A 26,997-nucleotide genomic window follows, 5' to 3' on the forward strand; every position below is an offset into this window, starting at 1 on the left:
ATGAAAGATATATCAGGTAATATAAAAAAAGTTATGATTATATTTTTAGTATGTTTCATAGGTTTAATATCATATATGACTTATTTTGAAATAGCTGTTGCTCCCAAAATAGTTTCAAGTCAATATAACCAAAGACTATGGGCAAAAAGGAATGAGACCCTCAGAGGAACTATATATGATAGAAATATGAAGTCTTTAAGTAAAAGTATTAGAATCAGTGGAGGAAATCAAAAAAGAGAATATGAGGGGCCGGAATTTGCACACGCGTTAGGATATTTAAGTACTAAATACGGTATAACTGGATTAGAAAAAAAGTATGATGAAGAACTTTCTTCAAATAATATAAAGGATACTTTAAGTAGTCTTATAAAGTTTGGCGAAAAGGAAGAGGAAAAGTATGGTAATAATTTAAAAACTACTTTAGATTACAATATACAGAAAAAAGCCTATGAATTATTAGGAGATAATAAAGGTGCTGTGGTGGTATTAAATCCTAAGACTGGAGAGATATTAGGATTAGTTTCTAAGCCTTCTTTTAATCCTAACAAATTAGAGGAAAGTTGGTCAGATATAAATAAGAATAATGGGAGGCCATTACTTAATAGAGCTACTTCAGGTTTATATCCACCGGGATCTACATTTAAGGTAGTAACATCTGTAAGTGCTATGGAAAATTTAAATAATGTAGTAAATAGAAGATTTGACGATAATGGGGTGTTAGAATTTAATTCAAAAGAATCTTTACATAATTTTGGTGGGGCATCCTATGGAAATATAAGTTTTAGAGAAGCTTTTGTTCATTCAAGTAATGTGGTGTTTGGACAACTAGGATTGGATTTAAAAAATGATAAGCTTAAGCAAACAGCAGAAAAATTTTATTTTAATAAAAATATCCCTTCAGATGGAGTTGTCATAGAAAATAGCAGTTTCCCTTCATTAAAAAATTATGAAAAGGGTAATATAGCACAAAGTGCTATAGGCCAGAGCTCAATATTATCCACTCCTATGGAGATGGCATTGGTTGCTAGTACAATTGCTAATGATGGTATTATGATGAAACCATATATAGTCAATGAAGTTATTTCACATAATGAAGATTCATTAAAGAGGATTAAGCCAGAATCTATAGGTCAAATAACCACAAGAGAAATTGCAGGAACTATAAAGGGATATATGAGAGGTGTCGTAACAGAGGGCTCAGGTTCAGCAGCAGATGTTGAAGGATTAAAAGTTTGTGGTAAAACTGGTACTGCAGATCATAAAAAAGAGGGAAGTGGAGCAAAACCACACTCATGGTTTATTGGATTTGCACCATATGAAAATCCCCAAGTAGCATTAGCAGTAATAGTAGAAGATGGGGGTCAGGGCGGAATTGCTGCTGCTAGTATAGCATCAGGGATATTTAGAACAGCTTTAGTTAAGTAGATATTAATTTCTTAGAAGGTGGGGAGTATATTGAAGATTAAAGAAATAGAGGAATTAAGAAATGGGGAAAAGGTTCAATTTAATGCATTAGTAAGTGATAAGAGAACTGGTTGGAAAAAGGATGGTAGCCCATACTTATTGTTAATAATGCAGGATAATACAAGTACTATAGCTTTTCCTGTTTGGGATAATTATGAAAAACTAAATTCTATATTAGAGGTTAATTCCATTATAGAGGTTAAGGGGATCGTGGCAAGATTTAATGGAAGCATTCAAATAAGAAATCCTATAATTAAAACCTTAGATGAAGCAATAGATTACTCACAGTATGTACCAGTTTATAATATACCAGAAAGTTTGATAAACTATTTTAATAATGTTGTAAATGGATTGGAAGAAAAGTATAAAAAAATAGCTATAGCTGCTACAGGCGCATTAGGTTATGATGAAGAAAGATGGAATAATTTTATTAGCTGTGTAGCTGCTGAAAAATTTCATGGTAATAAAATAGGAGGACTATTTTTACATACTGTAGGTGTTATGAAAACTATGGAAAATATTATAGAGGATTATATAAATAATCCATTTTATATGAGTGCTAAAAATGTAATAAATAAGGATAGACTTATGTTAAAAGCTATAGTACACGATATTATGAAAACAGAGGAGTATGAATACCATGGCATAATAAGAAGGAAAGATCAAAAATTAGACCATTTAATATTAGGAGCAGCATACATAAGAGAGATAAATAAAGAAGTTGGTAATATAATATCCAATGATGAATTAGATGATATTTGCTATTCAATATTGGCTCACCATGGGGAATTTGGAAATTTTCAACCTAAAGGCATAGAAGATATTCTTTTAAATGTGGCTGATATAGTGGATAGTCAAATAGTAAATGCCATAGAAAATAAAATATAGTAGTGAAAATGGAGGATTCCTTTGATAATCCTCCATTTTTGTTTTATTTTACTGTATAATATATTAAAAAGTCATATAAATATATAAAGGAGAAGTTATGAAAGGGAAAACTCATGCTGGAATAGGTGTTTTGACATTTATAGCAATTTGCAACAGTATATCAGCAAGATTGAATTTTTCGGGATTGATTATAGTGACTATAGCTTCACTTTTACCGGATATTGATCACCCTAAAAGTATAATTAATAGGTATATACTACCATTTAGGAATAAAAGTACGAAAACTGTTTTTTATACCTGTGTAGGAATAGTATTTTTATGGTATAGTTTTTTACATAATGGTGAATCTTATTTACAATCTTTAGGTATTACCTTTGTACTAATAGCAATATCTTCACATAGGAAAGGTTTAACTCATAGTTTAACAGGTCTTATATTATTTTCATTTATTGCTGGATATACAGGTAATATATATAATATAGATAACGTTATATATTATTTTATGCTAGGATACGGGTTGCACTTAGTATGTGATATGGGAACAAATAGGGGCATACCGCTTTTTTATCCTTTTAGGAATAAAAATTTTAAGTTACCCATAACTTTTAGAACTAATTCAAAAGTAGGAAACATAATAGAAGAATTTATCATGATATTAGGTTTACTATATGTAGTATATCAGTTGCCTAGTATAATTTATAGATAATAAGAGGAATGGAGAGATTTTATGTTTGATTTTGAATATCAACTAAAAATACTTCCAGATAAGCCGGGAGTATATATTATGAAAAATTCTCTTGGTGAAATTATATATGTTGGAAAGGCGAAAATACTAAAAAATAGAGTAAGACAATATTTTCAAAACTCTAGAAATCATTCTGATAAAGTTAGAGCCATGGTTTTGAACATAGCGGAGTTTGAATATATAGTTACGGATTCAGAAATTGAAGCATTAATTTTAGAGTGTAATCTTATTAAAAAATATAGACCAAGATACAATATTTTGTTAAAGGATGATAAGGGATATCCATTTATAAAAATAACTGTTAATGAGGAATTTCCAAGGGTATTTATTACGAGAAATGTAATTAAAGATGGTTCTAAATATTTTGGACCTTATACTAATGCTGGTGCAGTTCATGAGACCATTGAATTAGTAAAAAAAATTTTCCCTATTAGAACCTGTAAAAAGTTGATAAAGGAGCATTTAACTAAGGGCAGACCATGTTTAAATTATCATATTGGGTTATGTAAGGCACCTTGTGCTGGATATGTATCAAAAGATGAATACAAAAGTATTATAAATTATGTAATAGAATTATTATCTGGAAAGGATAAAAATATTATAGAAAAATTAAAAAGTGAAATGAAAGATGCCTCAGAAAGGTTAGAATTTGAAAGAGCAGCATCCTTAAGAGATAAAATATTATCTATAAATGAAATAACTGAAAAACAAAAAATAATTACTGGTAATTTTGCAAATGAAGATTTTATTAATATATATAATGATGAGAAGGATAGTTGTATACAAATTTTTTTCTTAAGAGATGGAAAAATTGTAGGAAGAGATCATTTTATTATAGAAAATACTTCTGGTATGAAGGATAGCAGTATAGTTTGTGATTTTATAAAAAGTTTTTATGGAGGAACAGCCTTTATACCAAAAAGTATATATGTACCACAGATTGATGAACAGGAACTTTTAGAAAAGTGTCTAGCCATGAAGAAAGAATCTAAAGTGTTGATAAAAATACCTAAAAAAGGATATAAAAAAGATACCATAGAAATGGTTAAGAAGAATGCACAAATAACTTTAGAACAATTTAAATTGAAAATTTTGCAAGACAAGCAAATACATGAAACGGCACTTAAGGAGTTAAGTGAGGTATTAAATCTTAACCAAATTGCAGAGAGAATAGAAGCTTATGATATTTCTAATATTCAAGGAGTAGATTCTGTGGGTAGTATGGTAGTATTTGAAAATGGAAAAGCAAGATATAGTGATTATAGAAGGTTTAAAATTAATTCAGTCTATGGTGCTAATGATTATGATAGTATGAGAGAAGTACTAACAAGAAGATTTCAACATGGATTAGATGAGATAAAAAAGATTCAGGAAAATAATTTGGCTTTTAGTTCAGGAAAATTTTGCGTATTTCCAGATCTTATATTAATGGATGGTGGAAAAGGTCAAGTTAATGTAGCACTGGAAGTACTAAAAAGATTTTCAATAGATATACCCGTTTGTGGTATGGTTAAGGATGATAGGCATAATACTAGGGGCATTATATATAATAATAATGAGATAAAAATAGATAGAAATTCTAATGTCATGAGATTAATAACTAGAGTACAAGATGAGGTTCATAGATTTGCTATAAGTTATCACAGAAGTTTAAGGGATAAGAGAATATTGCACTCTATATTAGATGATATACCTAATGTAGGAGAAAAAAGAAGAAAAGAACTATTAAAAAAATTTGGAAGTGTGGAGAAAGTGAAATCAGCTACTTATGAAGAATTATTAGATACAACTTCCATAGATAAAAAATCTGCTTTAAGTATTATCGAATTTTTTAAAAATAAATCCGTATAAATTAGTGTAAGAAAGATTAAAATATAATACATAGGAAATAATGGTATAATTTCCTACTATAAAAATGAGAAAAAGTTACTTTGTATAATATTGATTAACAAAGATTTATACATTATACTTATTAATGATACATAATTTTAAGTTCAAGGAGATAAAGAAAGATATGAATCAGTATAAAGATTTTGCTACAGAATTAGTTGAAATGTTAGGCAATGAAAATGTAAAAATAGATGAACCAATGAAAAAGCATACGTCTTTTAGAGTTGGAGGTCCAGTGGATATACTAATTACTCCACAATCCTTTGAACAAGTTAAAGGAGCTATCAAGTTTTGTAGAAAAAATTTGATCCCATATTTTATTATGGGAAATGGTTCTAATCTATTAGTTAAAGATGGTGGAGTACGTGGTGTTATAATTAAGTTATGTAATTTGGATAAAATAGAAACAAAGGAAGAAAGAATAACTGCTCAGGGAGGAGTATTATTATCTAGAGTATCCAATGAAGCAGTTAAGAATTGTCTTACAGGTTTTGAATTTGCAAGTGGAATACCTGGTAGTGTGGGTGGGGCACTTACTATGAACGCAGGAGCATATAATGGGGAAGTTTCTCAAGTTATAGAAAATGCTTTAGTAATCGATAAAGAAGGAAATTTAATAACTCTTAATAAAGAGCAATTAGAATTAGGGTACAGAATAAGTTCAATAATGAAAAAAAATTATACTGTACTTGAGGCAACCTTTAAATTTAACAAAGGCGATTATGAAAAGATTATTGGAAGAATAAATGATCTTACTAGAAGAAGAAGGGAAAAGCAACCCTTAGAATATCCATCTGCAGGAAGTACTTTTAAAAGACCAGAAGGTTATTTTGCAGCAAAACTTATAGAAGATAGCGGGCTAAAGGGAGTTCATGTAGGAGATGCAGAAGTATCCAAAAAACATTCAGGATTTATAATCAATAAAGGAAATGCGGCAGCAAAGGATATATTAGATTTAATACAGATTGTTAAAGATACAGTAAAAGAAAAGTTTAATGTGGATCTTCATACAGAAGTAATGATAATAGGTGAAGATATTTAATCAAACATTTAATAAAAGTTAGGGATATTGTTTATAAAACATCCTTAACTTTTATTTTTATAAAAATAATTTATATATTATAACAGCCTATAAGTTAGGGTTAGTAAGCTATTTACTATAAATAGATAATTTAATATGATATAATAAAAACATTAAATATAAGGAATTTTGCAATAGGTATAAGGAGGGGCAAATATGAGGTTTGTAATAGTGACAGGATTATCTGGAGCAGGTAAAACCCAGGCAATAAGGAGTTTGGAAGATTTAGGATATTTTTGTGTAGACAATTTACCCCCCACATTGATACCTAAATTTGCTGAAGCTTGTTATCAGACTGATGGAAGAATAGATAAAATAGCTTTGGTTATTGACATAAGAGGTGGGGAGTTTTTTGACGATTTATTTGAAAGCTTAAAGTACTTAAAAGAGCAAGGATATAAGTATGAAATTTTATTTTTAGATGCATCAGACGAAGTGCTTGTGAAAAGATTTAAAGAATCTAGAAGAAAGCATCCACTAGCACCAGATGGGAGAATATTAAATGGAATAGTTCTTGAAAGAAATAGATTACGAGAGGTAAGAGATAGAGCAAGTAATCTTATAGATACATCCAATTTTTCTAATATGAAATTAAGAGAAGAAATAACTAAAATCTATGGTGAAAAGGGTCAAATAGAAACAGAGCTTATGATAACAATAGTTTCATTTGGATTCAAATATGGTATTCCTTTAGATTCCGACTTAGTTTTTGATGTAAGATTTTTACCTAACCCTTACTATATTCAAGAACTAAAGTATTTTTCAGGTAATGATAAACCTGTAAGAGATTATGTTATGAGTTATGGGGAAACTATACAATTTATAGATAAGTTGGAGGATATGTTAGTATTTTTAATACCAAACTATTTAAAAGAAGGTAAAAGACAGTTAATTGTATCTATTGGATGTACTGGCGGTCGACACCGTTCCGTAGCCATAGCTAACGCCCTATTTAGCAGGTTAAATAAATCTGGAAATAAGGTAAATATAGACCATAGAGATATAGATGAAGATGCAAATAAAGGTGGTAAAAAGCTATGAAGATAATAGATTGGCTGAGACCAGGGATAAAAGTTAAGCGATGGGTATTGCTTGCTGCTATGGGTATACTTTTTATCGCATTTGCTCTGCTAGAATTTGTAAAACACCGTTTGTATAGTTCTTATTATATGGCTTTTTATATATTCTTAATAATAGTAGGATTATTTGCTATATACATATCTGTAACTCAAGGTATGAAATCTATTATAGCACTTATTAATAGAGGTTATATAAATGTTTCCTTGGATTCTAAGAAGTTGGAAACACTTATATATGAAAAAAGACTACTGGTGAAAGGGCCCAAAATTGTAGCTATAGGTGGAGGCACAGGACTGTCTACCATGCTTAGAGGACTAAAATATTATACTTCTAATATCACAGCTATAGTAACTGTTGCAGATGATGGTGGAGGATCTGGGGATTTAAGAGAAGATTTAGGAATGCTTCCTCCAGGTGATATAAGAAACTGTATTTTGGCTTTATCAGATACAGAACCACTAATGGAAGAACTATTACAGTATAGGTTTAAAGATGGAAGGTTAAAAAATCAAAGTTTTGGTAACTTATTTTTAGCGGCTATGGATGGAGTATCAAATAATTTTGAAGAGGCTGTGCAAAAGATGAGTTCCGTATTAGCAGTAACTGGAAAAGTTATACCAGTTACTTTAGACCATGTTGTCCTAAAGGCTAAGCTTAATAATGGCAATATAGTAAAAGGTGAATCTAATATCCCTAAGCAAGCAATAGAACAAAATAGCCCTATAGAAAAGATATTTTTAGATCCTAAAGATGCAAAGGCACTATCGGAAGCTGTAAGTGCTATTTTAGAAGCGGATGCTATAATACTAGGTCCAGGAAGCTTGTATACTAGCATTATACCAAATTTACTGGTAGAGGATATAAGATCTGCAATACAAAAGAGTGAAGCGTTGAAGATATATGTATCTAATATCATGACTCAACCAGGAGAAACAGATAATTTTACTGTGGCAGATCATGTAAAAACTATAGTGAGTCATTCTGGGAATAGAATTTTGGATTATGTTGTTGTAAATGTGGGGAAAATTGGGGATGAATTAGAAGAGAAGTATAAAGGTCAAGCTTCACATTTAGTAGATATAGATAGAGAAAATATAAAAGATTTAGGTATAAAGCTTATAGAGGGAGACTTTGTAAGTATAAAAGAGGACCTTATAAGACATAATTCAGAGAAATTAGCAGCAATACTTATAGAAACTATAATGGACAAAAAATTATTATGCGATAGAAAGAAGATAATAGAATACTTCTACCTATCTGAAAGATTAAAGGAAAAAAATAAGAAATAGGAGAAGAGGTTATGTCATTTTCAGCTAAAGTGAAAAATGAAGTTTGTAGATATATAAATTTAACTAAAGATGAGGCATTAGCAGAACTATCAGCTATAATGAGAGTGAGTGGTACTCTAACATTTTGTGGAGGAAGACAGATAAGTTTTAGAATAACTACTGAAAATCCTGCAATAGCTAGGCTAATATTTAAACTTTTAAAAGAATATTTTAATATTCATACGAAGATTATGGTAAAGAAGGGCAATTCATTTAAGAAGAATAATGTTTACATGATTATAATAAACGAAGATATGAAAGTTAAAGAGCTTTTAAAGCAAACAGAAGTATTAAAAGGTGAAGAGGGAATATTAACTCTTAATTACTCTATATCTAAAAATATAGTAAAAGATGATAAGACTAAAAGAGCATATATAAGAGGAGCTTTTTTAGGGGGGGGTAGTATAAGTAACCCAGAAAAAACTTATCATCTTGAGTTTGTTACTCATAATAGCGAATATGCTATGAATTTTAGTAAGATAATAAATGACTATGGTTTGAATTCAAAAGTGATTCAAAGAAAAAGTAGTTATATAGTATATTTAAAAGAGGGAGAGCAAATTATTGATTTGCTAAATATTATAGGTGCACATACATCTCTTCTTGAATTAGAAAATGTTAGAATCATGAAAGAGATGAGAAATAATGTAAATAGGTTAGTTAATTGTGAAACTGCAAATTTGAGTAAAACTGTAAATGCAGCTGTAAGGCAGGTTGAAAGTATAAAACTTATAGAAAGAGAAATAGGATTAAAAAGACTTCCACAAAATCTTAGAGAAATTGCAGAACTAAGATTAAAATATCCAGATGAGTCTTTAAAAGAATTAGGAGAGATGTTAAAACCACCAGTAGGCAAATCTGGAGCAAACCATAGATTAAGAAGAATAGAAAAAATAGCAGATGAATTGAGAAAGGAAGGCAGGTAGAAGGGTATATGTCAAAACACGAAGATGTTGTTAAATATATTACTTCTCTAGATGTAGGGACTAAAATCTCTGTTAGGTCTATGGCAAATATTCTTAAAATCAGTGAAGGAACAGTTTACAAAGCTATAAAACATTGTGATGAACTAGGTATTGTAAGTACAATACCTAGAATAGGTACTATTAGAATTGAAAAACTTGAGAAGAAGAAAAAGGAAGTAGTAACCTTTGCTGAGATTGTAAATATAGTAGATGGCAATATAGTAGCAGGTAAAGCAGGAATTTATAAAACATTAAATAAACTTGTTATTGGTGCTATGACACCAGAAGCTATTGAAGAGTATATAGAACCTGGAGGATTACTTATAGTAGGAAATAGAGAAGAGGTTCAAAAATTAGCTTTATTAAATGAATGTGGGATAATAATAACAGGGGGATTTAAGTGTAGTGATCATATAAAAAGATTAGCTAATTTAAGACAAGTACCTGTGATTTGTTCCTTATATGATTCATTTACTGTTGCTACAATGATAAATAAAATTATATCAGAAACTTTAGTTAAAAAAGATATATTATTAGTAGAAGATATTATGAATAGTGAGTACCCTTATTTAACCACTAAGGACACAGTAGCAAAATGGAAAGCATTAATACAAAGCACTTCAGAAGTAAAGTTTCCAGTAATAAATGATGAAAGAAAAGTTGTAGGGATTCTTACATTAAAAGAAATGACATCATCAGTAAAAGATGATGATATTATAGAAAAAGTTATGAAGAAAACTTTTAGAGTTTTGGAGCCTAAGGTAACAGTAGCTTATGCCAGTCATATCATGGATAGTCTAGGTATTCAGTTTTGTCCAGTAATTCACAATAAAAAATTTATTGGAGGTATAAAAAGAAAAGATATTGTTAGAGCACTGCAGTATGCCGGAATGCAGCCTAAAGCTGGAGAAAATCTTGAAAGTATAGTTTTAAAACGATTAAAATATCAAGAAGAAGGGGAAAAACTTCATTTTTATGGAAGAATAGCTCCAGAAATGTTAGATCCTATAGGAACAGCTTCATGGAGTTCACTTAATATGCTAATGTCAACTATGGCTATAACTTATTTAAAAAAGAAGAATAGCATAAGTGTTTTTATAGATAATGTATCTACATATTTTATGAAACCTGTACAAATTGATACAGATATAGACGCATATGTTGAAATAATAGATAGGGGAAGAACATTTTGTAAGGTAATGGGAAGAAGTTACTACAAGTTAGAAATAAGTATGTATAATGATAAAAAAGATTTAGTAGCTAGATCGATAATATCAGCTAGGGTAATAAGAAAATAACTAAAAAGAAGGGAAGGAATGTATGGAGGACAAGAAAGATACTGGATATGAATGGGTAAGTTTACATCAACATACGGAGTACTCACTACTAGATTCATCTGCTAAAATTCCTGAACTTATAAAAAAGGCAAAAGAATTAGGAATGAAAAGTATTGCCATTACAGATCATGGAGTTATGTATGGATGCGTTGAATTTTATAAAGAAGCGGTTGAACAAGGAATAAAACCTATAATAGGCTGTGAAGTATATGTGGTGCCAAAATCTATGAGTCTTAAGGTAAATGATAAAGATAATCAAACATATCATCTTGTTTTACTAGTTAAAAACGAAGTTGGATATAAAAATCTAATGGAAATTGTAAGTAAGGCTTCTACTGAGGGCTTTTATTATAAGCCAAGAATAGATCATGATTTTTTAAGTGGTCATAGCCATGGACTAATTGCACTTAGTGCTTGCTTAGGTGGAGAAATTCAATCCTACATATTAAATGGGAATTTAAAAAAGGCTGAAGAAACAGCCTTATTTTATAAGGCAATATTTAAAGAAGGATTTTACTTGGAACTTCAATATCATGGTATGCAAGAGCAACTAAAGGTTAATAAGGAGCTTATTGATATGTCTAAAAGACTTGATATACCTTTGGTAGCCACTAATGATGTTCACTATATAAATAAAGATGATTATAAACCCCATGACGTACTTTTATGTATACAAACGGCTAAAACTATTGATGAAGAAAATAGGATGAAATATCCTTCTGATGAGTTTTATCTTAAATCTAAGGAAGAGATGTATAGCTTATTTTCTCATGTTCCAGAAGCTTTAGAAAATACAATAAAAATTGCAGATCAATGTAACTTTAATTATAAATTTCATGAATCTAAACTGCCCAATTTCCCTTTGCCCGAAGGCACAGATCATTATAATTATATTAAAGAACTATGCTATGATGGATTAAAGGAAAGATATAAAAAAATAACTAAGGAATTAGAGGATAGGTTATTATATGAACTAAAAATAATTAAAGATATGGGATATGTAGATTATTTCCTTATAGTGTGGGATTTTATAAGATTTGCAAGGGAGAGTAATATAATAACAGGTCCAGGAAGAGGTAGTGGAGCAGGGTCTATAGTAGCATATACACTTGGAATTACTAAAATAGATCCTATTAAATATAATTTAATATTTGAAAGATTTTTAAATCCAGAAAGAGTTTCTATGCCAGATATAGATAGTGATTTTTGCTATGAAAGAAGACAAGAAGTTATAGATTATGTGGTAGAAAAGTATGGAGAAAATAATGTGTCACAAATAATAACCTTTGGAACTATGGCTGCTAGGGCATGTATAAGAGATGTGGGAAGAGCTATGAACTATAGCTATGCGGAAGTGGATAGGATCGCTAAAATGATCCCTACTGTACCAAATATCACTATAGATACAGCATTAGATTTAAACCCTGAATTTAAAACTTCATATGATGAAGAAGAAAGAGTAAAAGATTTAGTAAATATAGCTAAAAGGCTTGAGGGTCTACCAAGACATACTTCTACCCATGCTGCAGGAGTTGTAATAGCATCAAAGCCACTTGTTAATTATGTCCCATTACAAAAAAATGAAGAAAATGTAGTTACGCAGTTTACTATGGGCACATTAGAAGAATTGGGACTTTTAAAGATGGATTTTTTAGGTCTTAGAACTCTCACTGTTATGAGAGATGCAATAACAATGATTAGAGAAAATAGAGGGGTAAAAATAAATTTAGATGATATAAATTTTGATGATAAAGAAGTATACAAGATGATAAGCGAAGGGAAGACCGTTGGGGTATTCCAGCTTGAATCTCCTGGTATGACAAGTTTTATGAAGGAATTAAAGCCAGATTCATTGGAGGATATTATAGCAGGAATAAGCCTTTACAGACCTGGTCCCATGGCAGAGATACCTAAATATATTTCTAATAAGAAAAACCCTGATAAGATTCAATATTTAACTTGTGAACTGGAAGATATACTATCTGTAACATATGGATGTATGGTATATCAAGAACAGGTAATGGAAATTGTAAGGAAATTAGCAGGTTACTCAATGGGAAGAAGTGATCTTGTAAGACGTGCTATGTCAAAAAAGAAGCATAAGGTAATGGAAGAAGAGAGAAAAAATTTTATATATGGTATAGTAGATGATGAAGGGGTAAAAGTACCTGGATGTATTAGAAATGGGATAAGTGAGGTTGTAGCAAATAAAATATTCGATCAGATGATGGATTTTGCTTCTTATGCATTTAATAAATCCCATGCAGCAGCATATGCAGTTGTTGGATTTCAAACAGCGTATTTAATGAAATACTACCCTACGGAATTTACAGCGGCTATGTTAAATAGTGTTATAGGAAACAATGAAAAAATTGCTCACTATATAAGATTCGCAAGTGACAATAATATAGAAGTTTTACCACCAGATATTAATGAAAGTTTTACTAAGTTCACTGTTAATGGAAATAAGATAAGGTTTGGAATGGCTGCTATAAAGAATGTAGGAGTAAATGTTATCGAAAATATGGTGAAAAGCAGAGAAGAAAAAGGAAAGTTTGAAGATTTAATAGATTTTTGCAATAAAATGGATTTGAGTTGTATAAATAAAAGGGCTTTAGAAAGTTTGATAAAAGCAGGAGCCTTTGATTGCTTAAAAATATATCGTTCTAAGCTTTTAGCTGTATATGAAAAAGTATTGGATGGGATAAATAAAGATAGAAGAAAAAATATAGCAGGTCAGATTGATTTATTTGAATCTTTTAAAGAGGAAAGCAATATTGAAGTAGAATATCCTAAAATAAAAGAATTTGATAAAAAATATAGGTTAGCTATGGAAAAGGAAATGACAGGTCTATATTTATCAGGACATCCTTTAGATGAGTATAAAGATGTATTGATAAATAAAGTAAGTACCAATATATCAGACATAGTTTCTGTGGAAACCTTAGAAGATGATTTAGTAGACATAGAGAAGCAAATTAGAGATGGAGAAAAAGTAAAAATAGGTGGAATTATTACAAATGTAAATAAAAAAATTACTAAGAATAATGATATGATGGCATTTACTACATTGGAGGATTTATACGGTTCAATAGAAATAATAGTTTTTCCTAAGGTATTTAACCAATATAAAAATTTACTTAATGAGGATAAAATGATTTTAGTAACAGGTAGGGTAAATATAAGAGAAGAGGAAAAACCTAAAGTATTGTGTGAAAAAATAGAACCATTAATAAATACGTCCTATAATGAAATATATATAAAATGTTTAAAAGAAGAAGACTTAAATGATACTTTAAGTATAATAAAACCAGTGTGTTTACAATATAAAGGATGTATTCCTATATATATTGTAATAGAGAAAACAAGAAAAAAATATATAATAAACAAAGAACTATGGGTAAATGAGGATTCAGTGTTTTTAGATTTCTTGAAAAATAGATTTGGATCAGAAAATATTAAAGCTATTTAATTTTGAAGTATATTTTTAATGAAAATAAGCAAAATATTAGGGAAACACATAATAATAAAATTAAACCTAATATTTTGTTTATTTTTGTAATATATTTTGTTTAAATCATTGCATATTTGCTATACTTTTATTAGAATTAATAATATAAAGATAAATTATATCTTTTTATTTATAAGGCTAGTGGGACTAAAAATGTCCAAGCGGTCGCGGAGGAGGTATTTCTATGAAAAAAATAGCTGTTTTAACAAGTGGTGGAGATGCTCCAGGTATGAATGCTGCTATAAGAGCAGTGGTTAGAACAAGTTTAGATAAAGATTTAACGGTAATGGGTATTCAAAGAGGATTTAGCGGATTAATAAATGGCGAAATATTTGAAATGAATAGAAGAAGTGTGGCAGACATTATTCATAGAGGAGGAACTGTGTTAAGAACTGCTAGAAGTCATGAATTTAAAACTGAAGCTGGACAAAAAAAAGCTGCAGCTATATTGAATGCTTTTGGCATAGATGGTCTTGTTGTAATTGGAGGAGATGGTTCATTTCATGGAGCTCAGGCTCTGTCTAAGTATGGTATAAAAACAATAGGAATTCCAGGAACAATAGATAATGATTTATCTTATACAGATTATACTATAGGTTTTGATACAGCAGTAAATACCGTTTTAGATGCCATAAATAAATTAAGGGACACTTCGACTTCTCATGAAAGGGTAAGTATAGTGGAAGTCATGGGAAGGGACTGTGGCGATTTAGCCCTATATGCAGGATTAGCTGGTGGGGCAGAAAGCATAATAGTTCCTGAGAAAGGCTACGATATAAACATATTATGTAAAACTATCCTTGAAGGAAAATTAAGAGGAAAGATGCACAATTTGATAATAGTAGCAGAAGGTGTTGGTGGTGCTAATGAGATAGCCCAGAAAGTGGAAGAGGTTACGGGTATTGGAGCTAGGGCTACTATACTTGGTCATATACAAAGAGGAGGAAGTCCTACTGCTAATGATAGAATACTAGCCTCTAGATTAGGTTTTAGAGCTGTTGAACTATTGTTAGAAGGTAAGTCTGCTAGAGTACTTGGTGTAAGGGGAGGAAAGGTAATAGATTTAGATATAGATGAAGCTTTGGCTATTGATAGAAAATTTGATAAACAATTATATGATATAGCTACAGCATTATCATATTAACAAAGATAAAAGAGGAGGAACATATTATGCAAAAAACAAAAATGGTATTTACTATAGGACCGGCAAGTGATAAAGAAGAAACATTAAGTGAATTAATTAAAGCGGGAATGAATGCGTCTAGACACAATTTCTCACATGGAACTCATGAAGAACATAAAATAAGAATAGATTTAGTAAGAGAATTAAGTCAAAAGTTTAATAAACAAATAGCAATAATTTTGGATACAAAGGGTCCAGAAATAAGAACTGGAAATTTTAATGGAGATAAGGTTTTATTAAAAGAAGGAAATAATTTTACAATTTACTGTGGGGAAGATGTAATTGGGGATAACACAAAATGTTCAATAACCTACGACGATTTATGGAAAGATGTAAAAAAGGGAGATATGATTCTTATTGATGATGGTTTGGTTGGATTACAAGTAAAAGAATCTGAGAAAAATAAGATTCATTGTATAGTTAAAAACAGTGGAATGGTTGCTAATCATAAAGGTGTAAATGTACCAGGGGTAGTAACATCACTACCCTCGTTAACGGATAAAGATAAAGATGATTTAAAATTTGGATGTAGTATAGGAGTAGATATCGTAGCGGCATCTTTTATAAGAAGAGGTTCTGATGTTTTAGCTATAAGAAAGCTTTTAGAAGAAAATGGTGGAAGCGAAATACAAATCTTTTCTAAAATAGAAAATCATCAGGGTGTGGATAATATAGATGAGATAATAAGATTATCCGATGGTATTATGATTGCAAGAGGAGATATGGGAGTAGAGATTCCAATTGAACAAGTACCTATTGTACAAAAAATGATTATAGAAAAGTGTAATAGGGCTGGTAAAGCAGTAATAACAGCTACTCAGATGTTGGATTCTATGATTAGAAACCCTAGACCAACAAGGGCAGAAGCATCTGATATAGCAAATGCTATATTAGATGGAACAGATGCTATTATGCTAAGTGGAGAAACTGCAGGGGGAAAATATCCTATTGAAGCAGCAAGAACAATGGCTAGAATTGCAGTGGCTGCTGAGTCTAAGATAGATTATAATATTAATTTTACTAAAAGAAAAGAGAGTCATGTTTTAAATGTGGCTAATGCTATAAGTATAGCAACTTGCACTACTGCAGAGGAATTGAATGCATCTGCTATAATAACAGCAACTCAGAGTGGTCATACTGCAAAGATGGTGTCAAAGTATAGACCAGGGTGTTCAATTATTGCAGTAACACCTAACAAGAGTGTAGCAAGGAAATTAGCTTTAAATTGGGGCGTATTCCCTATACTAACTAAAAAAGTAGAATCTACAGATGAACTTATTGAAACATCTGTAGAAATGGCATTAGATACTGGGTATGTTTGTAAAGGTGATCTAGTAGTTATTGCGGCAGGAATTCCTGTAAGCTATTCAGGAACTACAAATATGCTTAAAGTACATGTAGTAGGGGATATATTAGTACAGGGAAGAGGAGCTGGAACTTTTAACGGATCAGGTCCTGTAAAATTAGTTAATAGCTCTAAGGAAGCAGAAGAAATAATAGAAAAAGGAGATATTCTTGTAATAAAAGATTCAGATATAGAATATATTAGAGTAATGGATAGAGTAGCTGGAGTAATATCACAAACAGGTGGATTGACATCTCACTTGGCTATTGAATGTATTACTAATGAAATACCATTTATATGCTCAGCTGGTGGAGCTATGGAAGTATTAAAGAATGGTTCTTATGTAACAATGGATGTAAAAAGAGGAATAGTATATAACGGAAAAGTATCCATTTCTTAATAAAAAAAAGGACCTATATAAATTATTATATAGGTTTCTTTAAAATTATTTAATTTTTATTATAAAAATGCATACAAAGTTTAAATTTTGATGTATAATAAAAAGATATCTGGTCAAAATAAAATGATAATGAGAATAAGGACAACTGATTCTATACTAAGCACCTATTAGTCTAAGGTGCTATTTTTTTATTTAAAAATATTTTTGTTTTAATCAGTTATTAAATGTGATTTATTTATATTGAAATTCAGATATATTTACTATAGTATATTAATTGTATTTATGTAGAAAAAATATGAATTTAAAGGTGATTATTAGTATGAACAGACTTCCAGTAGAAAAAAATAAAGATTATAAAATAAAAATTACAGGTATGGGATATTCCGGTGAAGGTGTAGGTAAAATAGATGAGTTTACTATATTTGTTCCGGGAGCTATTAAGAATGAGTATGTAGAAATTAAAATAGTTAAAGTAAATAAAAGGTTTGCTTTTGGTAAGTTAATAAAAATTATAGAGCCATCTGAATTTAGAGAAAAACCTATCTGTCCTATATATAATAGATGTGGTGGATGCCAAATACAACATATGAAATATGAGGAACAGTTAGATTTTAAAACTAAAAGAGTAGAAGATTCTATTAGAAGAATAGGCACTTTAGATATAAAAGTTAATAAAACAATGGGAATGAAGGATCCTTATAGATATAGAAATAAAGTTCAATTGCCAATAGGTAAAGAAAATACAGAAATAGTTATTGGATTTTATGCTAAAAAAAGTCATAAAATAATAAATATAGAAGAATGTTTTATTCAAGACAAAATATCAGATAAGGTTCTGGAAATAACAAAACAGTGGATAAAAAAATATAAGATATCTATATATAATGAAGAGAATCACTCAGGAATCCTAAGGCATTTAATGATAAGAAAGGCATTTAAAACAGGGCAATTAATGATAGTTTTAGTTACTAATGGACAAAAACTTCCCTTTAAAAATGAATTTGTAAATACTATAAAAGATAATATAAAAGAAGTAAAAAGCATAATACATAATATAAATTCTAAAAAAACTAATGTTATATTAGGAGATGATTGTTTTACTCTTTGGGGTAAAGATTTCATAACTGATTATATAGGAAAGTTTAAGTTTAATATATCTCCATTATCATTTTTTCAAGTTAATCCTATGCAGACAGAAATATTATATAATAAGGTATTAGAATTTGCTGACTTAAAAGGAGAAGAAACAGTTTTCGATGCTTACTGTGGAACAGGCACCATTTCATTATTTCTTTCACAAAATGCTAAAAAAGTTTACGGGGTAGAAATAGTTGCTGAAGCCATTGAAAATGCAATAATAAATGCAGAAGAAAACAATATAAAAAATGCAGAATTTTTTGTAGGTAAAGCTGAAAATGTTATTCCTGAATTAATAAGTAAGGGAATTTATGCAGATGTAGTAGTAGTGGACCCTCCAAGAAAAGGATGCGAAACATCTCTTCTAGAAGCAATTGCAACTATGAAACCGAATAAAATAGTATATGTATCTTGCGATCCAGGCACATTAGCTAGGGATTTGAAAATTTTAAATGAATTAAATTATAAAACTATAAAGGTTCAGCCTGTAGACATGTTTCCTCAAACTAGCCATGTGGAGACGGTAGTATTGATTTCCCACAAAAAATCCTGATAGTCATTTCAACGTAAGAGTAGAGTTTGCCGAGGGTGGTGATAGTATATAAGTATGGGTACAGAAAGTTGAATATCCTATTGATATAGAGTTGTCAATAAAATCCCCGGCTTTGCTCCTTGACTTTATCAATCAAGGAGGAAGCTTGCATATGAAATATATCAATGCAAATGTAATTCTCCCTGATGCGTTGGTCGAGTAACTGCAAAAATATTTGCAAGCAGGTTATATCTGTGTTCCTGGGAAAGATGAGGAGCGTAAATCTTGGGGAGAACTGTCAGGCTATGGGGAACTGCTGTATAACGACAGCTCTCTTTTTTATTGTTTATGTATTAAGTATAGAGTTTTCTGTGCGTAAACTAATAATGTATTACAAATAAACAAGGAGAATGAGAAAGTGGGAGAGTACACAAAAATATATTCACGGAAGGACGATATGCAAACGGTTTATTTAAAAAATATGGTTTTCAATCTCAATATAGTGGTTGGTGATTATACAATGTATAATGACTTTGTTGATGACCCGAAAAATTTTAAAAAAAACAATGTGCTTTATTAATATCCAATCAACCACGATAAACTCAAAATCGGTAAATTCTGCTCTATTGCCTACGGAGTAAAGTTTCTTTTTAACAGTTAAAACCGTACGATGGCATCATTATGTACATATCCCTTCTCTTTGTTTTTTCAAGAATAGGGACTTGAAAAAAAACGATGTTACTGAAGCGTAGGATAATAAGGATAATATTATCATCGGCAATGATGTGTGGATTGGATATGAAGCTGTTGTATTAGCAGGCGTTACGATTGGCGATGGTGCTATTATAGGCACTCGTGTTGTTTTTACAAAAAAGGAAAAAGGATTGTAGACCCAGGCACTTGACTTTTACTATTAATAATAGTACTCTTAGGGATAGTGAAAATGGAGGTGGAGACAATAGATTTAGTAATACTCAGTATGGTGATTAGCATGGTTAGTGTGCTTTTTATCGTGTTCATAACAATGTTGTATGCTATTAGTAAAATAAAAAGAGAAAATATTATTGATGCACTTCCAGAGGATATGACTTGATAAAATCAAAATACATTTAGTAAAGAACCCCACAATTTTTCAAAAATATGATTTAGTTTTTGAAAAGAAGGAGTGCTACTTTGTAGGAACAAAAAAAATTGGTTGTGGCAAAGGATGTTTTGTTCACAAATATATCAACATGGTGGTTTTGAAAGAAGAATCAAAACCGCCATGTTATTTAATTTTATCTTGTTAATTCCAGTACTATAGAGATTTATGGGGTTAGATAAATTTTTTGTAATTTAAATTTATTAGTAATATAAGCTTTTAGTTTTAAGTATTATAAGAAAGCAGTTTATTTAAAAAAAGCTAAATAAACCAACACTAGCAGCTCCCATGATTAGTCCTGCTGTCAAAACTCCAAGCATAACGGCTAAAATGCTAGTTTTAAAATCCATATCAAGTAAGCTGGCTGCTAAAGTGCCTGTCCATGCACCAGTACCAGGCGCTGGGATTGCAACAAATAATAACAATCCCCAAAATAAACCTTTTTTACCGGTCTTGCTTTGTAATTTTTTCCCTGCTTTTTCCCCTTTGTCTAGACACCAGGTAAAGAATTTAGAAGTAATAGGTTTATCAGCACCCCAAATAAGAACTTTTCTTGCGAATAAGTATATAAAAGGTACAGGTAACATATTGCCTATTATTGCAATAATATAAGATTGAAGTAAAGGTAAATCTAGCATTTGAGAATAGGGTATAGCTCCACGTAATTCTATAATTGGAACCATAGATATAAAAAACACCATTGCATATTTTATCATTATATAAACTCCACCTTTGTTTAAATAAGTAATTTTAGAAATAATATATCATAAAACATAAATAACCACAAATAGTTTATTTATAATAAAAAATATATAAATTAATTATGGTATTGACAATGAGAAAATTAAAGTATAACATATAAACAATAAATAATTGAAAAATAAAATAAGTTCTATGAAGAGAAAAAGTAAGCATTATTTTGTTCCAAAGAGAGTTGGTGTTTTGCTGTAAACCAATGTTCAAAATATAGCCCAAAATCATCTCTGAGAAGTAAAACTGAAGGTAGTTTTAGTAAGTTTTACCGGAGTCTTTCACCGTTAAGAGATAAGCGTATTGATTGATACGTAACTAAGAGCTATAAAAATTTACTAGTATAGATTTTTATAGAATTAGGGTGGTAACGCGATTTAACTCGTCCCTTATTTAAGGGATGAGTTTTTGTTTTATAAAAATTTATAAGGGGGGCGATTATATGGAGATAGGTGATGGCATTATCAATTATAAAATCAAAATATTATTAATTGAGGGGGAAACTATAAATGAAAAATTTATCAAAGGAAGGTTTATCAAATAAAGACCTGTTACTTGTAGGACTAATGCTTTTTTCACTATTTTTTGGGGCTGGGAATTTAATATTTCCTCCATTTTTAGGTCAATTGGCAGGAGGAAACACTTGGATATCTATGACTGCATTTTTTATTACTGCAGTAGGTTTCCCAATTTTAGGAGTCATATCTGTTGCTAAAGCTGGGGGCTTAAATAAACTTGCTAAAAGGGTTAATCCAATCTTTGCAATGATTTTTACAATATTAATATATTTATCAATAGGTCCTTGTTTGGGCATTCCAAGAGCAGGGAGTCTACCTTTTGATATGGTGGTAGCTCCATATTTACCAGAAAATATGTCAAAAGAATTGGCTTTGTTAGTATATACATTTGCATTTTTTTCAGTAGCTTACTGGCTTTCATTATCGCCGGCTAAGTTAGTAGATAGAATGGGTAAGATATTAACACCTACATTGTTAATATTAATTTTGATTATATTTTTAGGGTCTTTATTTAAACCCTTAGGAGGCTATGGGTATGCTACAAAAGATTATATGACATCTCCTTTTGTTAAAGGTTTTTTAGATGGATATCTAACTATGGATACTATAGCAGCTTTGAATTTTGGGATAGTAATTTCATTAGCAATAAAATCTAAAGGGGTAAAGGATAAAAAGATTGTAATTTCATCTTCAATTAAGGCAGGAGTTATAGCTGGTATTTTATTAGTTGTTATTTACTCAATGCTTGCACATTTGGGAGCCAGTAGTGCCATGAAATTTGGAGGGACTGAAAATGGGGCGCAAACATTAACTAATGTTACAACTTATATATTTGGTAAATCAGGAGCAGTGCTTTTAGCAGCGGTATTTACATTAGCTTGCTTAACTACAAGTATTGGACTTATAAGTTCATGCAGTCAGTATTTTCAAACTGTAAATAGTAAAATATCCTATCAAAATTGGGTTAGAATATTAAGTGTTTCTAGTATGCTTCTTGCAAATATGGGATTAACTAAAATACTATCAATTTCAGTACCAGTACTAAATGCTATATATCCAATAGCGTTAATGCTTATAGTACTTTCAATGCTAGACTGGATAATTAAAGAAAGTTATATAGTATATACTTTGACAATACTATTTACTGGAGTTATAAGTGTGGTTGATTCTTTACAGCAAGTAGGAATACAACTAGGCATAATAACAAAATTATGTAATGATTTGCCTCTTTACTCCAAGGGATTAGGATGGATAACTCCAGCAGTATTTGGAATGATTACAGGATTAGTGGTTAAAATTATGAAAGAAAAGTCATTGATAACGGTAAAATAATTTTCAGTAATACTTTAAAGTAAGGGTTCAGGTACTATGACTTAGAGTTAACTCTCTTTTGCAAAATAATTAAATTTATTTATCATTATATGCGAGCTCTCTTTAAATTAATGTAAAAAGAATCATAAGACTTTATATGGATACAATAAGGTTTATATGGGAAAAATAATATGGAAAATTTTAAGAAGGGAGCCAGGTATATGTCAAAGATAACTAAAAAGGTTGTATCATTAGGTATTCTAGCTACTGGAATCATAGGTACTGCATCATATAGAAAGCATATTGAAAAAGTGAAAAGTATGTCTAAGGAGGCCTCTATTAAAGAAAGAGATTATGGGAATATGCAAGTTTATTTTGTTGGTGGTGGTCTTGCTAGTTTAGCAGGTGCTGCATATTTAATTAGAGATTGCAGATTTAGAGGTGAAAATATTCATATATTTGAAGGGATGCAAATGCTAGGTGGAAGTAATGATGGAATTGGAACACCTAATAATGGATTTGTTTGTAGAGGTGGAAGAATGTTAAATGAAGAAACTTACGAGAATTTTTGGGAATTATTTTCATCTATACCATCTATTGAAAATCCTAAAATCAGTGTAACTGAAGAAATTCTAAATTTTGATCATTCACACCCAACCCACTCTAAAGCACGTTTAGTAGATAGGGACGGTAATATTTTAGATGTAAGTAGCATGGGTTTTAATAATAAGGATCGTATGGCTCTTGCTAAGCTAATGATTACTCCAGAAAAGGAACTTGACAATTTGACAATAAATGATTGGTTTAAACATACACCTCATTTTTTTGAAACTAATTTTTGGTATATGTGGCAGACCACTTTTGCATTTCAGAAATGGAGTAGTTTGTTTGAATTAAAGCGTTATATGAATAGAATGATATTTGAGTTTAGTCGTATTGAAACACTGGAGGGAGTAACTAGAACAAAATTTAATCAATATGATAGTGTGATCATGCCCATTAGGGAATATTTGAAAAAATTCTCTGTGGATTTTAAAACAAATTGTACTGTAAATGATTTAGATTTTAAAGAAGGTGAAAGTATAACAGTATCATCAATACTTGTAAATGAAAATGGAGATGATAAAGTTATTAAGTTAGGGAAAAATGATCTTTGCTTTATGACTAATGGATGTATGACTGATAGCAGCACATTCGGTAATTTAAAAAATCCACCTTCTAGAACTAACAAAGAATCTATTTCCGCTAAACTTTGGTCAAAGGTGGCAGAAAAGAAACCAGGACTTGGGAATCCAAAGCCTTTTTTTGGAAATATATCAGAGACCAATTGGGAAAGTTTTACTGTAACGCTAAGAGGGAATAGATTATTAGAATTAATTGAAAATTTTTCAGGAAATGTTCCAGGAAGTGGGGCACTTATGACGTTTAAAGATTCAAATTGGCTCATGAGTATTGTAGTGGCTGCACAACCTCATTTTAAAGGTCAAGATACTAATACTACAATATTTTGGGGGTATGGTTTATATACAGATAAGATAGGAGACTATGTTAAAAAACCTATGAAAGAATGTTCGGGAGAGGAAATTTTATATGAACTTATCCATCATTTACACATGGAAGAGTATTGGGATGAAATATTAGATACTGTGGTGAATGTAATACCTTGTATGATGCCATACATTGATGCCCAATTCCAGCCTCGTAAAATCAGTGACAGGCCATGGGTGGTACCTAAAAATTCAACAAATTTTGCTATGATAAGTCAATTCGTAGAGATACCTGAGGATATGGTATTCACAGAGGAGTACTCAGTACGTGCTGCACGTATTGCTGTATATAAATTAATGGGAATAAAAAAAACTGTTTGTCCTGTTACTCCTTATAACAAAAAACCATCTGTATTATTAAAAGCTTTAAAAACATCTTTTAGATAAAATATTATAAGGTTTTGTTTATATAATTTATATTTATAGTTGCCTTATATATTTTAGTTTCCTATAGAATATATGAAAAGATTTTGAAAAAGTGTGAATGAACAAGAAATTAAATTAGAGGCAGTAAGCTTTAAACAACTTGTGGTTAGCTATAATATGAGTGTATTTATATATTAAAAAATAAAACACATCTATAGTATAAAAGGTTATAGATGTGTTTTATTACTATGGACTTTTAATAAATCTTTTGATAGAATTTATAGAAATATTTGAATAGAATTAGATTAACATTATAGTAAATCATATAATAAAGAGGTAGAAAATATGAAAAATAAACTTATAAAAGAAGAGTTTTTTAAAAAATATCCTTTTACAGAGAAAGAAGTTACTAAAAATAAAATAATATGGAGTAATTTAAATGATATATATAATGATTTTAATAGGTATAAGGATACTTATGAAACTCAATGTGATTTTATATCAGATATATTAAGGACTCATGACAAAATACATTCTGTTAAATCTAGAGTTAAAGATGGTGAAAGATTAATTGAAAAAATTATAAGAAAAACCCCTAGTAGAAAAGCTAAGTATGGAGATGAATTTCAGTTTACTCTTCATAATTACAAAGAAGAAATAAATGATTTAATAGGTATTAGGGCGATTCATATCTTTAAACAGGACTGGGAAGATATACATGAATTTATTTTGAAAACATGGAAAGTTATAGAAATAACTGCAAATGTAAGAGAAGGAGATGATACAAGAAGATTTGAAGAATTAAACATTCAGATTCAATCTAGAAAATCGGGATATAGGTCTGTTCATTATCTTATAGAATTTTTCCCTACTAATCAAAGAGTTATAGCTGAAATTCAAGTAAGAACAATATTTGAAGAAGGTTATGGGGAAATTGATCATCAACTAAGATATTCTCATAGAGAAATCCCCGAGGTTTTAGCGTTAAATCTTCTTTTATTTAACCGTATATCAGGAAGTGCTGATGAAATGGCGTCATTTATAAATCTACTTAATGAAAATTGGTGTGAGATGGAGGATAAGTATAAGAGAGTAATAGAATATAAAAATAAAGAGATAGAAAAATTGAATAATCAAATAGAAAGTTTAAAGAAGTATAAATAAAGTTAAGATTTACTTTATCTGAACTTAATAAAATATTAATATATTTATAAGTTTTTCCCAACTTTTATAAAGGATAATAGGATTAACAAATAAAGTTGGGGGAACAAAAGTATATGAAAATTTTATTAACTAGTGATACATATTTACCATCTATAAATGGAGTTGTTACATCTGTAAATACTTTATATAAAGAACTTAAAAAAAGAGGTAACGATGTAAGGATATTAACTTTATCACCTAATGGAAAGGAATATGTTAATGGAGATATTTATTATATAAAATCTTTTAATGTAAAATTATATCCAGGAGTGAAAGGTAGTTTTTCCTTTAATAGTAAATGTTTTAAAAAGTTATTATTGTGGAGCCCTGAAGTGGTTCATTCTCATACGGAGTTTATCACTATGCACTATGCAAATAAAATAGGAAGGTTATTAAAAATACCTCATGTTCATACTTACCATACTATGTATGAAGATTACGTAGAGTATATCTGCAAAAAGATAAGAATAAGTAAAAGGACCGTAGGTTTTTTATCAAAATGGGCAGTTAGGTATGTTGATAGAATAATAGTACCAACTAAAAAAGTGCAAAATGTTTTAAAAAGTTACGGTATAAAACAACCTATAAGTATAATACCAACAGGAATAGATTTGAAAAAATTCAATATAGAATTTAATGAGTATGAAAAAGAGCTATTGAAAAAAAAGTTAGGAATAACAAAAGATGAAAAGGTATTATTATATTTAGGAAGAATAGGTAAAGAAAAAAATATAGAAGAAATTATTAAAAATTTTAGTATGTGTACTATAGGAAAAAAGCTAATTATAGTTGGTGATGGACCTTATATAAATAATTTAATAAAACAAGTAGAAAGTTTTTCTTTGGAAGATAAGGTTGTCTTTACTGGGATGGTTAGTCCTGATGAAGTGGTTAAATTTTATAAGATAAGCCATGTGTTTTTAACTGCATCTATTACTGAAACTCAAGGACTTACTTATGTAGAGGCTTTAGCAAGTGGTGTGCCTATAATATGCAGAAAAGATGAAGCAAATGAAGATTTAATTAAGGATAATTTTAATGGATTTAAGTACTATAACAAAGAAGGGTTTAAAAGTGCGTTAAGTGAAGTTTTAAATAATAATGATTCATTTAAAGAAAATGCAAATAAAAGTGTATATAATTATTCAAAAAATATATATGCAGAAAAAGTAACAGCGATATACTATTCATTAACACATTATAAAGATATATATGGTTTTATTAATAATAAAAAGGAAAATTTAAAAAACACCTGTGTATAAAATTATGAAATTA

Annotated in this window: 19 protein-coding genes, 2 pseudogenes and 1 other annotated feature; of the genes and pseudogenes, 20 read left to right on the forward strand and 1 reads right to left on the reverse strand. The window is 29.8% G+C overall.

Going from position 1 to position 26,997, the window contains the following annotated elements:
• The 16 genes and pseudogenes from EJL03_RS10915 to EJL03_RS16840 all read left to right on the forward strand — a co-directional run.
• Positions 1-1,425, forward strand: a complete 1,425-nt coding sequence (locus EJL03_RS10915; RefSeq protein ID WP_125154012.1) for a peptidoglycan D,D-transpeptidase FtsI family protein — start codon at positions 1-3, stop codon at positions 1,423-1,425.
• Positions 1,426-1,455: 30 nt separating this feature from the next.
• On the forward strand, positions 1,456-2,352 hold the full coding sequence (locus EJL03_RS10920) for an HD domain-containing protein (protein WP_125154013.1): 897 nt from the start codon (positions 1,456-1,458) through the stop codon (positions 2,350-2,352).
• 97 nt (positions 2,353-2,449) lie between these two features.
• Positions 2,450-3,058 carry a metal-dependent hydrolase gene (locus EJL03_RS10925; RefSeq protein ID WP_125154014.1) on the forward strand — a complete coding sequence of 203 codons (609 nt, stop codon included), beginning with the start codon at positions 2,450-2,452 and terminating at the stop codon, positions 3,056-3,058.
• Positions 3,059-3,079: 21 nt separating this feature from the next.
• Positions 3,080-4,948: an excinuclease ABC subunit UvrC gene (gene uvrC, locus EJL03_RS10930; protein WP_125154015.1), complete on the forward strand. Its 1,869-nt coding sequence runs from the start codon at positions 3,080-3,082 to the stop codon at positions 4,946-4,948.
• A 163-nt stretch (positions 4,949-5,111) separates the two neighbouring features.
• Positions 5,112-6,029: a UDP-N-acetylmuramate dehydrogenase gene (gene murB, locus EJL03_RS10935; RefSeq protein WP_125154016.1), complete on the forward strand. Its 918-nt coding sequence runs from the start codon at positions 5,112-5,114 to the stop codon at positions 6,027-6,029.
• Between the two features lie 195 nt (positions 6,030-6,224).
• Positions 6,225-7,109, forward strand: coding sequence for an RNase adapter RapZ (gene rapZ, locus EJL03_RS10940; protein WP_125154017.1), 885 nt, complete (start codon positions 6,225-6,227; stop codon positions 7,107-7,109).
• Positions 7,106-8,437 (forward strand): gluconeogenesis factor YvcK family protein, encoded by a 1,332-nt coding sequence (locus EJL03_RS10945; RefSeq protein ID WP_125154018.1) that lies wholly within the window; start codon positions 7,106-7,108, stop codon positions 8,435-8,437. The genes rapZ and EJL03_RS10945 overlap by 4 nt, the downstream gene beginning before the upstream one ends.
• An 11-nt stretch (positions 8,438-8,448) precedes the next feature.
• Positions 8,449-9,402, forward strand: coding sequence for a DNA-binding protein WhiA (whiA, locus tag EJL03_RS10950; protein ID WP_125154019.1), 954 nt, complete (start codon positions 8,449-8,451; stop codon positions 9,400-9,402).
• 8 nt (positions 9,403-9,410) lie between these two features.
• The gene (locus EJL03_RS10955) at positions 9,411-10,739 is read left to right on the forward strand and encodes a DRTGG domain-containing protein (RefSeq protein WP_125154020.1); all 1,329 of its coding nucleotides are present in this window, start codon (positions 9,411-9,413) and stop codon (positions 10,737-10,739) included.
• Between the two features lie 22 nt (positions 10,740-10,761).
• On the forward strand, positions 10,762-14,250 hold the full coding sequence (locus tag EJL03_RS10960; RefSeq protein ID WP_125154021.1) for a DNA polymerase III subunit alpha: 3,489 nt from the start codon (positions 10,762-10,764) through the stop codon (positions 14,248-14,250).
• Positions 14,251-14,473: 223 nt separating this feature from the next.
• Positions 14,474-15,433: a 6-phosphofructokinase gene (gene pfkA, locus EJL03_RS10965; protein WP_125154022.1), complete on the forward strand. Its 960-nt coding sequence runs from the start codon at positions 14,474-14,476 to the stop codon at positions 15,431-15,433.
• A gap of 26 nt (positions 15,434-15,459) precedes the next feature.
• Positions 15,460-17,217, forward strand: a complete 1,758-nt coding sequence (gene pyk, locus EJL03_RS10970; protein ID WP_125154023.1) for a pyruvate kinase — start codon at positions 15,460-15,462, stop codon at positions 17,215-17,217.
• A gap of 319 nt (positions 17,218-17,536) precedes the next feature.
• Entirely contained in the window at positions 17,537-18,907 is a 1,371-nt protein-coding gene (gene rlmD, locus EJL03_RS10975; RefSeq protein WP_125154024.1) for a 23S rRNA (uracil(1939)-C(5))-methyltransferase RlmD, read from the forward strand.
• Between the two features lie 436 nt (positions 18,908-19,343).
• On the forward strand, positions 19,344-19,466 hold the full coding sequence (locus EJL03_RS16830; protein ID WP_423243347.1) for a hypothetical protein: 123 nt from the start codon (positions 19,344-19,346) through the stop codon (positions 19,464-19,466).
• Between the two features lie 190 nt (positions 19,467-19,656).
• A pseudogene (locus EJL03_RS16835) lies at positions 19,657-19,758 on the forward strand (DapH/DapD/GlmU-related protein); the annotation flags it as partial.
• A gap of 104 nt (positions 19,759-19,862) precedes the next feature.
• Positions 19,863-19,979 (forward strand): annotated as a pseudogene (locus tag EJL03_RS16840) (ABC transporter permease); the annotation flags it as partial.
• 299 nt (positions 19,980-20,278) lie between these two features.
• Here EJL03_RS16840 and EJL03_RS10995 read toward each other — a convergent pair.
• Positions 20,279-20,743 (reverse strand): COG2426 family protein, encoded by a 465-nt coding sequence (locus EJL03_RS10995; protein ID WP_125154025.1) that lies wholly within the window; start codon positions 20,741-20,743, stop codon positions 20,279-20,281.
• 169 nt (positions 20,744-20,912) lie between these two features.
• Positions 20,913-21,170, forward strand: a binding site (T-box leader).
• A gap of 116 nt (positions 21,171-21,286) precedes the next feature.
• On the opposite strand from EJL03_RS10995, the gene brnQ reads away from it, so the two are divergent.
• From brnQ to EJL03_RS11015, 4 genes are all read left to right on the forward strand, one after another.
• A complete protein-coding gene (gene brnQ, locus EJL03_RS11000; RefSeq protein WP_125154026.1) occupies positions 21,287-22,627 on the forward strand; it encodes a branched-chain amino acid transport system II carrier protein in 1,341 nt (446 codons plus the stop codon).
• Between the two features lie 200 nt (positions 22,628-22,827).
• Positions 22,828-24,540 (forward strand): oleate hydratase, encoded by a 1,713-nt coding sequence (locus EJL03_RS11005; protein WP_125154027.1) that lies wholly within the window; start codon positions 22,828-22,830, stop codon positions 24,538-24,540.
• Between the two features lie 324 nt (positions 24,541-24,864).
• Positions 24,865-25,683, forward strand: a complete 819-nt coding sequence (locus EJL03_RS11010; protein WP_125154028.1) for a RelA/SpoT domain-containing protein — start codon at positions 24,865-24,867, stop codon at positions 25,681-25,683.
• Positions 25,684-25,796: 113 nt separating this feature from the next.
• On the forward strand, positions 25,797-26,984 hold the full coding sequence (locus EJL03_RS11015) for a glycosyltransferase (protein ID WP_125154029.1): 1,188 nt from the start codon (positions 25,797-25,799) through the stop codon (positions 26,982-26,984).
• Positions 26,985-26,997 lie beyond the last annotated feature (13 nt).

Source organism: Clostridium rectalis, assembly GCF_900626095.1.
Taxonomy (GTDB): Bacteria; Bacillota; Clostridia; order Clostridiales; family Clostridiaceae; genus Clostridium_AS; species Clostridium_AS rectalis.